This window comes from Rathayibacter iranicus NCPPB 2253 = VKM Ac-1602, from assembly GCF_003149025.1.
GTDB classification, from domain to species: Bacteria; Actinomycetota; Actinomycetes; order Actinomycetales; family Microbacteriaceae; genus Rathayibacter; species Rathayibacter iranicus.
Genome location: NZ_QGDV01000007.1, coordinates 153,679 through 164,006 on the forward strand (window position 1 = coordinate 153,679; position 10,328 = coordinate 164,006).

Sequence of the window (10,328 nt, forward strand, 5' to 3'; positions counted from 1 at the left end):
CGGATGAGGACGGCCGGTCTTTACATCGCATTCGCGATCCTTGCAACGGCAGTGAATCTGGGGACCCAGATGCTCGTCGAGCTCGCCCTGGACGGCGACTGGGCGACGGTGATCGCGGTCCTCGCTGGCACCCTGACGGGGGTAGTAACAAAGTACCTCCTCGACAAGCGCTATATCTTTCGGCACGAGACGATAGACACGGCGCACGGGGTGCGGACGTTCCTCCTCTACGCAGTGATGAGCGGCGTGACCACGCTCGTCTTCTGGGGCTTCGAGTTCGGCTTCGACTACCTGTTCGGCACCGACGTCGCCCGCTACACCGGCGCCGTCATCGGCCTCGCCATCGGCTACGCGGCCAAGTACCTGCTCGATAAGAACATCACCTTCCATCCCCCGCGAGAGGATCACGCATGACAGCCGCCGTGTCCGCCTGGGGGCTGCTCTCGCGCGACGAGCACCGCGTCGTCGCGATCACGAGCGCGGAGCAGGCGCAGGCGGCGCTCGCCCGCGGGGACGGCGGCATCGCCTATGGAGTGGGCCGCAGCTACGGCGACGTCGCGCTCAACGGCGGCGGCGTGCTCTGGGACCTCAGCGGCTTCGACCGGCTGCTCGACTTCGACGAGGAGACGGGGGTGCTGCGCGCCGAGCCGGGCGTGCTGCTCAAAGACGTGCAGGCCGTGTTCGCGCCGCGCGGCTGGATGCTCCCCGTCACTCCCGGGACGAAGAACGCGACCCTCGGCGGCGCGATCGCCAACGACGTGCACGGCAAGAATCACGCCTCCGCCGGCACTCTGGGCCGCCACCTCGTCGCGGTCACGCTCCTGCGCACCGACGGCTCCTCGACCCGCTGCACCCCCGGCTCCGACCTCTTCGACGCGACCGTCGGCGGTCTCGGCCTCACCGGGCTGATCGTCGAGGTCGAGCTGACGCTCGCGCGGGTGCCCGGGCCGTGGCTCGTCGCCGAAGACGTGCCGTTCCAGACGCTCGAGGAGTACCTGGGCCTGGTGCACGAGTCGGTAGACGTCTTCGAGCAGACTGTGGCGTGGATTGACGTGACCACGGGGGGTGGTCGGCGCGGCGTGTACTCGCGCGCCGACAGCACCGCCGCTCCCGCGCTGGCTCCGGGCCGTAGCCGCTCACTGCGGGTGCCGTTCACGTTCCCCATCTCGGTGGTGAACCGGGCGACCCTGCCGCTGCTGAACCGCGCCTACTACCGTCTCAAGGCGACCCGCGCCGGCCGTTCGGTGCAGCACTACGAGCAGTTTTACTACCCGCTCGACGCGATCGAGGGCTGGAACGGGATGTATGGGTCGCGCGGCTTCTACCAGTACCAGAGCGTCGTGCCGTGGGAGGGGGCGCTCGAGACGACCCGCGAGATGCTCGCGCTGATCGCCGCCTCGGGCACCGGCTCGTTCCTCGGCGTGTTGAAGACGTTCGGCGCACTCGAGTCGCCCGGGATGCTGAGCTTCCCCGCGCCCGGCGTCTGCTTCGCGCTCGACTTCCCGAACACCCCGGCGGCGCTGCCCCTGTTCGAGCGGCTGGACGCACTGGTGCTGGACGCCGGCGGGCGGCTGTATCCCGCCAAGGATGCGCGAATGTCGCGCGCGATGTTCGAGGCCGGATATCCGCGCCTCGCCGACTTCACCGCTCAGCGCGACCCGGGGATCTCCTCCGGCTTCTCGCGCCGGGTCCTCGGGAGCTGACGTGAGCACTGGAACCCCCTCGAAGATCGTCGTCATCGGAGCCACCTCCGCCATCGCCGAACACACCCTGCGACTCTGGCTGGGTACGGGCGCGCGTTCGGCGTTGCTCGTCGGCCGCGACTCCGCCCGCCTAGAGGCGCTCGCCGCCGACCTGCGCGTGCGCTTCCCCGCCGCAGCGCTCGCGGTCTCGGCCGTCGACCTGACCGATCCGGCGGCGATCTCGGCCGTGGTCGCCTCCTCGCTCGAGGGCGGGGCTCCCGACACCGTGCTGATCGCGCACGGGGCGATGACGTCGCAGGAGGAGGCCTCAGCCGACCTCGCCGTCGCCCGCGACGTGCTCGTGGTCACCGGCGTCTCGGTGGCGTTGTGGCTGGAGGCGTACGCGAACGCGCTCCCCTCCGGCACCATCGGCGTGCTCGGTTCGGTGGCGGGCGACCGCGGCCGCAAGACGAACTACGTGTACGGATCCGCAAAGGGGCTCGTGGAGCGCTTCGCCCAGGGCTTGCAGCACCGGTTAGCCGGCTCGCGCCTCTCGGTGGTGCTGGTCAAGCCCGGCCCGACCGATACTCCGATGACCGCGCACATCAAGCAGTCCGGCGGCGCGCTCGCCCCGGTGGAGTCGGTGGCCCGGGACGTCGTCGCTGCCCTCGCCTCGGGGCGTGCCGTGGCCTACGCTCCCGCGAAATGGCGGGTGATCATGACCGTCATCAAGCTGCTCCCGGCGCCGGTGTTCAACCGCCTGAACATTTGAGGGTCCGGCGGCCCCATCCGATGATCCGCGCCAGGGGGGCGCCATTTTCGGCTAGCCCTGGCTGTGCGCGGCTAGCGTAGGCGAGCCTTCCTCGGTGCGCTTCTCGGCCGATCCGACCCGTCTCTGCCCCTGGTGGAGCGGGAGTAGGGCGCCGGCTCCCGCTCGTGCGTCGAGCGTCGGTCTCACTGCCGGGTGCGGGAGGAGTCGCTGTGGCAGATTTGGGTGCGATCGAGGAGAACGTCCGCTTCAGTCATGCGACTGCCGAGCAGCTCGCCGGTTCGGCAGTGTCGGCTGCCGCGGCGATTGAGGCGCAGGCGAGTTCCCGCGCTGCTCTGGTGTCGGCGGCGAGTGCGGAGTTTCGGGGGCTGTTCGCCGACGTGTTCGCCGAGAACGCGCGGGTCGCGAAGGCTGACGCGGACGAACTCGTGGTCCGTCTTCGCGAGGTCTCGGATGCTGTGCAGCAGTTGGCGCGCGAGGCGCTCGCTGAGCAGAAGCGGCGCACGGTGGCGCGGGAGTGGAAGCGCAAGCAGGATGCGCGCAACCTCCTCGAGCATGTGCATGACGGTCTCTTCGGTGAGGAGGAGCCGCCCGTGGGTCCGCCGGCCACGCCACTGTCTCTCACCGTGGAGCCGTCGACGGCCGGCACTCGGCAGAACCCGTTCCCGGGCAGCGGCGGCGCGGGCGGTGGTACGACCTCGGCTCGTCCGGAGGATCTGCGTTCTTTCGCCGCGTCCTCGGGGACCGCGAACGGGGAGTTGCGGGGGAAGCTCGCCTCGGTGCGCGGCTGGCTGGCGGAGTTCACTGATTCCTGCCGGTGGGGCGGGCTCTCGGCCGACTCAGTTATCGCGGGCTTCGAGCAGTGGCTGTCCGCGAACGATCAAGACGTCGCGTGGGCTGGCACGATTGCTGAGGCGTTCGCTGCGGCTGGAGGTGCGGGGTCGGTCACGGCGTTGCCTAATGCGGCGCTTGCGACGGCTTTGGGCTCGGCCGGTGTTCCGCTGGCGCGTCTGGATATTGTCATCGCTCCCCCGCAGGCGTATGGGGCTGTGCCGACCACTGGTTATGCGGATGATCCGGTGAATACCGCGACCGGGAACTTTCTCGAGACCGAGGTCGATCTGGGTTTCAGCGGCGGGAATGCGGCGCTTTGTTTCGCCCGCACTTATAACTCGTTGGATGAGCGGGTCGGCGCGTTCGGGCGCGGCTGGTCCTCTCATGCTGAGGTGGGGCTTCGCTTGGAGGACGACGGCGCGACGCTGGTGCGTGCTGATGGCCGCGAAACCATGTTCCCGCGGCTGGGGGATGGCTGGGACCACGCCGACGGCGAGAACCTGTGGCTTGACCGGGTCGGTGACGCTCTCCACGTCTCGGATAACGATGGCGGGCGGTGGGAGTTCTCGGCGGCCGGGGTGTGGCGTGCGTCGAGCGTCGGCGCCGGGACGCGGGTGAGCGGGGAACGCGACGCCGAGGGCCGACTCAGCGCTCTTCAGCATGAGCGGGGCCGCCGTATCGACGTGATCTGGGCGGGCGAGCGGATCATCGCCCTGGAAGCCTCCGACGGACGGCGCGTCGTCTTCGAGTACGAGGGCGAGACCCTGGTCGCGGCGACGGGTCTCGCGGGGACCCGCCGCTACGGCTGGAGCGAGGCGGGGCTCCTCGCGAGCGTCACGGACGCGGCGGGCGTCGCCGAGGTGCAGAACCGCTACGACTCGCGGCGCCGCGTCATCGCGCAGACCTCGTCGTTTGGTCGCACGACGCGTTTCGCGTATCTCCCCGGCCGGATCACTGTCGCCTCCGACGAGGACGGTTCCCGCGGTAACAGTTGGATTTCGGATTCTCGCGGCCGACTAGTCGGGGTGCTCGACCCGACCGGGCGCCGCCAGTCGATGAGCGTGGACCGGCACGGTAACCTCCTCTCCGCCATCGAGCGCGACGGAGCGACGACCGCGCACGCGTATGACGCGCGTGGGCGCCGGATCCGCACGATCACCCCCTCCGGCGCGGACGTGACCGTGGGCTGGGACCAGCACGATCGCGTCACAGCGGTGGTCGCCGAGTCCGGCGCGGTCACCACCTATGAGTACGCACGAGAGTCGGACCGCAACCCCAGCCTCGTCGTGGACCCCGAGGGCGGGCACACGATCCTGACCTGGTTCGATGGCCTGCTCACCGAGATCGTCGATCCGGTCGGTGTCCGCCTGCGTTTTTCTTACGACCAGTACGGCGACCTCATCGCCACCACCGACGCCGACGGAGCCAGCGCCCGGCTCGAGCGCGACGACGCGGGTCGAGTCGTCGCCGCGATCACCCCGTCGGGAGCGCTCACCCAATTCCGTTACGACGCGGCAGGGCGGCTCGTCTCCACCCGCGATGCTCTCGGCGCGACCTGGCGCTACGAGTACGACACCGCCGGGCGCAGGGTCGCCGTCATCGATCCGCTCGGCGGGCGCACCACCATCGAGCACGGCGAGCACGGTGCACCAGTGCGCACAGTAGATCCGCTCGGCCGTGCCGTGACCCGCGTCCTTGACGACGTCGGCCTCGTCAGCGAAACAATCCTGCCCGACGGCTCGTCCTGGCGATTCGGTCACGACGCTCTCTCCCGCCTCACCGAAACCATCGACCCCAGCGGAGGCGTGTGGCGCCGCGAGCACAGCGCGACGGGCGCCCTCACCGCCACCATCGACCCCACCGGCGTGCGACGCGGCCTCCACCACGAACCGCAATCCCTCCGCATCGACGACGGCGGCGCGCAAGAACTGACCCGCTTCGATTCCCTGGGCCGCCTCACCCGCATCGAGGAGCAGGGCGAGACCGTGGCACTCGCCTCCTACGACCGTTGCGGCCGCCCCGTCGAACTCGTCGACGGTGAGGGATCCGTCACGCTCCTGCGCCGCGATGCCGCCGGACGCATCATCGAACGCGTCTCCCCCACCGGCGCCGTCACCACCTTCGACTACGACCACTGCGGCCGACCAGCCGCCGTCACCGACCCGCTCGGCGCCCGGACCACGATCGAGTACGACCGCGACTCCCGCCGAGTGCGAACCATCCTCCCCACCGGCGAGATCGAACGCATCGACTACGACGCCGTCGGCCGCGTGCTGCTCCGCACGATCCCCGGCCTCGGAACAGCCCGGTTCGCGTACGACGCCCTCGGGCGGGTGGTCCGTTCGAGCGACCCGTGGACAGGCCGGCGCCGGTTCCGCTACGACGCTGCCGGGCAGCTGATCGAAGCGGTCGATGGGGTCGGAGGTGTCACCCGATTCGAGTACGACGACCGCGGCCGCAACACGGTCATCATCGACCCGATGGGCGGCGTCACCCGCCGACGCTTCGACGCCGCCGACCGCGCCATCGAAACCATCGACCCGCTCGGCAGGTCAACCACCGGCGGCTACGACGCCGCAGGACGCCAAATCTGGCAACAAGAACGGGACGGATCACGCTGGGACCGGCAATACGACCCCCACGGCCGCGAGAAAAGCTTCCAGATCAACGGCCGCATCGTCTCCGAAACCCACCGCGACATCCGCGGCCGCACCCTCCGCGTCACCGACCACACCGCACCCGGCGCACCAGTCGAGCACGAACTGCGCTGGAACCGCCGCGGCCAACTCATCCAGCGTCGCCGCGGCGACAGCGGCGTCTCCTGGGAATACGACGACAACGGCTCCCGCACCGCCGTCGTCCACCCCAATGGACAACGCACCGAGTACGAACGCGACGCCCGCGGACTCATCACCGCCCTCACCCATCCACGCCTCGGCCGCGCCACATTCACCCACGACAGCTCCGGCCGCCTCGTCCGCTCCTCCGCGGGCGGACACACCCAGGAGTGGCTCTTCCGCGACGGCGCCCTCATCGAACACCAGCGAAACGACGGCGGGCGCACCACCACCACCCTCCTGCGGCGCGACACGGAGGGACGCCTCATCGGAGTGAGCGGGCCGGACGGGTCCGTCGCCTACCGCTACGACGAAGCGCACCAACTCGTGGCCGCGATCCCCGACTCCGGCCCCACCATCGAGTGGACCTACGACGCTGCCGGACGACTCGTCCACGAGCGCGAAGGCGGCACCACCCGCACCAGGCACTACGACGCGGCCGGTCAACTGACCGCATCACAGGCCAGCGACGGCACCCGCGTCGAGTACGTGCACGACGGGCTCGGCCGCCGCACCCGCGAAATCTCCTCCGACGGATCGGAGCGGACGTATGCGTGGTCCGCGACCGGCAACCTCGCGTCGGTCTCTCAGTCGCATCCGGGTTCCGCGCCGCACACGACGTCACTGTGGGTGGACGTACTCGGGGAACTCGCCTCCGTGCAGGGCGCCGACGTGTGGTGGGACGACGCGAGCGGAGCCCCTGACCTCCTCGCCGTCGGCGACTCCCCCGTCCTGCGCACGCCCGGCGGCGTCACCGGCATCGGCGACGAATGGACCGACCCGGGCTGGCGTAGCGAACGCGCCACCAGCGCACGAGACCCATGGAACCCCTCCGCCGCGACCACCGTCGCCGACGGCGTCGGACTCACCCCCGCCGGCGCCCTCACCTTCGCGGGACTGGAATGGATGGGCCGACGCGCCTACGACCCCGACACCCGCGGGTTCCTGTCCACCGACCCCGTACCACCCACATGGGGTGCGGCCTGGTCCGGGAACCCCTACTCCTTCGCGGGCAACGATCCCGTGCACGCGCTCGACCCCGCCGGCTTAAGCCCCGTCAACGACACGCAGCTCCAGGCCTACCGCGACGGCCACAACGGAGCCTTCGCCGCCGCCGGAGACTGGTGGGCGCAATACGGGGACTACGTCACCGGAGTCGGACTGATCCTCGCCGGCGGGTTCCTGATGTACACCGGGATCGGCGGACCCATCGGCCTGGGCCTCATCGGCGCCGGAGCCGACACCATCATCCAAAAAGCCACCACCGGATCCGTCAACTGGACACAAACCGCCCTCACCGCCGTCACCGGCGGCATCGGCGGCACACTCGCCGCCGCACGCCTCGGCGCCCTCGGCATCAAAGGAGCCCAAGCAGCCGTCGCCGTCAGCGCAGCAGCAGGCGCCTCCGGCGGGGGCGCCGGAAGCGCCTACACCTACGCCACCAGCCCAGGACCCCACACCGCCGGCGAATTCGTCACCGCCACCGCCGGCGGAGCCTTCGCCGGCGCAGCACTCGGCGCCGCCGGAGGAGCCATCGGAGGCGCGCTCTCCCGCGCAGCCTCCAAGCTCGGGACTAGGTTTCCTGTCAGCGCCGCTTCGACGGAGACCACCCCGTCCTCCATGTCGGAAGAAATCGCGGAGACCTTCAGCGGCTCCCAATACACCTCCTCCCGCCTGGCCGAGCCGACCACGCTCTTCCGAGCCGGATCATTCGAAAAAGGAGCATTTGGGCAATTTTGGACCGAAACCCCGCCCTATAGTGTTCTACAGACCAGAATTGATCGTGCCCTGCCGCCCGTCTGGTCAAACGGACAGCCGGCGCATTTAGACACTGGATTTGCCGTTCGCTTTCCCGCTGGAACGATGGTACATTCGGGAATAATAGCCAATCAAGGAGGATTTTACATGGGAGGAACAACACAGCACGTCATCATTGAGCCGTGGCTTATAGATGGCGTGGAAGTTCTCGGCTATTGGGGACTCAAGTGAGTATCGATGCCTTGCGCGAAACACTCAAGGCACTGGAGAGTATCTTCATTAGTGGCAAGGATAAGTTCTGGGCTGATGTAATGCATTCCTTGCTCGATGAGTTGGATAATTCACACGATTCCGCAGACGTCAGCCGCCTTTCGCGAAGGATAATTCACATTTATGGCGGAATGGGTTCTTTCAATGACGCAGTTATTTATAACAACGGCACTTATCCGCGAGGACTCAATAAAGAGTTAGGCATCCTGCGGACCCAACTTTACAAGATAGCCAATCGCCTTGCTTAAGAGTTGACAGTCGGGTTCACAATCGGAGCGCATCTACGCCTGGTGGGACGACGCGAGTGGAGCCCCCAACTTCCTCTCCCCGGTCCTTCGAACGCCCGGCGGCGTCACCGGCGTCGGCGACCAGCGGAGCGCACCGGACACTCCACCAGCGCCCAGGACCCATGGAAACCCTCCTCCACCACCACCGTCGGGCCCCATCGGCCTAGCCATAATCGGCGCCCTCACCTTCGCCGGACTGGAATGGATGGGCCGACGCGCCTACGACCCCACCACCCGGGGATTCCTCTCCACCGACCCCGTGCCGCCCGTGTGGGGCGCGGCCTGGTCCGGGAACCCGTACTCCTTCGCGGGCAACGACCCCGTGCACGCGCTCGACCCCGCGGGTTTAAGCCCCGTCAGCGACGCGCAACTCCAGGCCTACCGCGACGGACACAACGGGGCCTTCGCCGCCGCCGGAGACTTCCTGGCGGACAACTGGGAATACATCGCCGGCGGCGCCATGGCTCTCGCTGGCGGCGCCCTGATGTTCATCGGAATCGGCGGCCCCATCGGTGCCGCCCTCGTCGGCGCTGGAATCGACGTCATCGTCCAAAAAGCCACCACCGGCTCCGTCAACTGGACACAAACCGCCCTCATGGCCGTCACCGGCGGCGTCGGCAGCAGCCTCATGGCAGCCCGCCTCAGCGCAGCCGGGATCAACGGCCTCAAAGCCGCAGTCGCCACCGAAGCCGCCTCCGGCGCCGCGTCCGGCGCTTCCGGCGACGCGTACGCCTACGCCTCCGGACCTGGACCCCACACCCTCGACGGCTTCCTCCAAGCCTCCGGCGGCGGCGCACTCTCCGGCGCCGCCATGGGAGCCGGCGGACCACTCCTCGGACACGGCCTCGCCGGAGCCGGACGCTCCACGCGCACCCTCCTCGGCAAAGAAGCAGACGCCCTCACACCAGACATCACCACACCAAACGAACCACTCAACGCCGTCACACCCGTCCCCGACGACTACGTCAACCTCGCCAGCCCCGAGCGAACCAGGCATATCCTCGACGGCGAACCGGGCACGAACGGAGGGGGGCACCGGTTTCCGGGAGGAAAAGGTAAGTCGCTTTTTCCGAGGGAGTGGTCTGACGAGAAAATCATGCACGAGATATCAGATGTGGCGACGGACCCATCGCTGACTTGGACCGAAAAGGAAATACCTCCGTCGATGCTCAGCCGAATGGACGAATATCAACCCCGCTTTGATGTAATAGGGGAAAGAGATGGAGTCAGAATGAAAGTAATAATAGCACCTAGCGGAGAAGGGATTATCACCGGCTATCCAATTCGCTAGACGACGAAGAATTTACACGCGTGCTCCGGCGGTGAACATCCTGTTCAGTTGCTGCTCGCGCAACTCACCCAGTCCACCCATCAGTTCAACGCGGAAGGGAATCGCGGCTTGATTGACTCAAGCGTTATATTTCCCGCGTATTACCACAGGCCAAATCGCCCTAAGGAGGGGACGCACAACAAACATGGCACAAATTACATGGCAAGAAGCAGAACGAAGTCTAGAAACAATCATTGCCGAGTTAAGAGAACAGTTCCCTGCGACGATCCTAGATGATTTGCGCGAATACATCGAAGCCGGTGAGTACACCATTTGTCTAGAAACGGTTTTGCTCTGGCTAGATCGACCGGTGCCACATTTCATTTACGACACTATCGAGAGGCTCGCAGCGAACTTGCAACTTTCCCCGAAAACCTTGGAACGCCTGAGATACGAATAAAAGACATACTCGAGATGGTTAAACCGATGGAAAGCCCTCGCGAGCATCTTATCCGCCTTGAATTTACCGGCTCTTCGCAGTTGAGGGTGTAGCCGTACGGGTGTGGGGTTGGCGCGTCGTGGCCGGGAGTGGGGTCGAGGTCTTCCGATGATGGAGGTTCC

Annotated in this window: 7 protein-coding genes; all 7 read left to right on the plus strand. The window is 67.5% G+C overall.

Going from position 1 to position 10,328, the window contains the following annotated elements; all coding sequences use genetic code 11:
* Positions 1-3: 3 nt before the first annotated feature.
* The 7 genes from B0H03_RS09555 to B0H03_RS16575 all read left to right on the plus strand — a co-directional run bounded on the left by B0H03_RS09555 (position 4) and on the right by B0H03_RS16575 (position 10,167).
* On the plus strand, positions 4-414 hold the full coding sequence (locus tag B0H03_RS09555) for a GtrA family protein (protein WP_104265834.1): 411 nt from the start codon (positions 4-6) through the stop codon (positions 412-414).
* Positions 411-1,703, plus strand: coding sequence for an FAD-binding oxidoreductase (locus B0H03_RS09560; protein ID WP_104265833.1), 1,293 nt, complete (start codon positions 411-413; stop codon positions 1,701-1,703). Before B0H03_RS09555 ends, B0H03_RS09560 begins: the two co-directional genes overlap by 4 nt.
* Position 1,704: 1 nt before the next feature.
* Entirely contained in the window at positions 1,705-2,454 is a 750-nt protein-coding gene (locus B0H03_RS09565; protein WP_202130052.1) for an SDR family NAD(P)-dependent oxidoreductase, read from the plus strand.
* Positions 2,455-2,663: 209 nt separating this feature from the next.
* On the plus strand, positions 2,664-8,111 hold the full coding sequence (locus B0H03_RS09570) for a DUF6531 domain-containing protein (protein WP_104265831.1): 5,448 nt from the start codon (positions 2,664-2,666) through the stop codon (positions 8,109-8,111).
* Positions 8,108-8,398 carry a DUF6966 domain-containing protein gene (locus B0H03_RS16220; RefSeq protein ID WP_127844020.1) on the plus strand — a complete coding sequence of 97 codons (291 nt, stop codon included), beginning with the start codon at positions 8,108-8,110 and terminating at the stop codon, positions 8,396-8,398. Before B0H03_RS09570 ends, B0H03_RS16220 begins: the two co-directional genes overlap by 4 nt.
* Before the next feature lie 244 nt (positions 8,399-8,642).
* Positions 8,643-9,728, plus strand: coding sequence for an EndoU domain-containing protein (locus tag B0H03_RS16570; protein ID WP_127844019.1), 1,086 nt, complete (start codon positions 8,643-8,645; stop codon positions 9,726-9,728).
* 184 nt (positions 9,729-9,912) lie between these two features.
* Complete coding sequence (locus B0H03_RS16575) at positions 9,913-10,167, plus strand: hypothetical protein (protein WP_127844018.1); 255 nt, start codon at positions 9,913-9,915, stop codon at positions 10,165-10,167.
* Positions 10,168-10,328 lie beyond the last annotated feature (161 nt).

Excerpts from the sequence above, each read along its gene's own strand:
- B0H03_RS09555 (WP_104265834.1), top strand. The coding sequence starts at position 4 with ATGAGGACGGCCGGTCTTTACATCGCATTCGCGATCCTTGCAACGGCA.
- B0H03_RS09560 (WP_104265833.1), top strand. The coding sequence starts at position 411 with ATGACAGCCGCCGTGTCCGCCTGGGGGCTGCTCTCGCGCGACGAGCAC.
- B0H03_RS16570 (WP_127844019.1), top strand. The coding sequence starts at position 8,643 with ATGGGCCGACGCGCCTACGACCCCACCACCCGGGGATTCCTCTCCACC.
- B0H03_RS16575 (WP_127844018.1), top strand. The coding sequence starts at position 9,913 with ATGGCACAAATTACATGGCAAGAAGCAGAACGAAGTCTAGAAACAATC.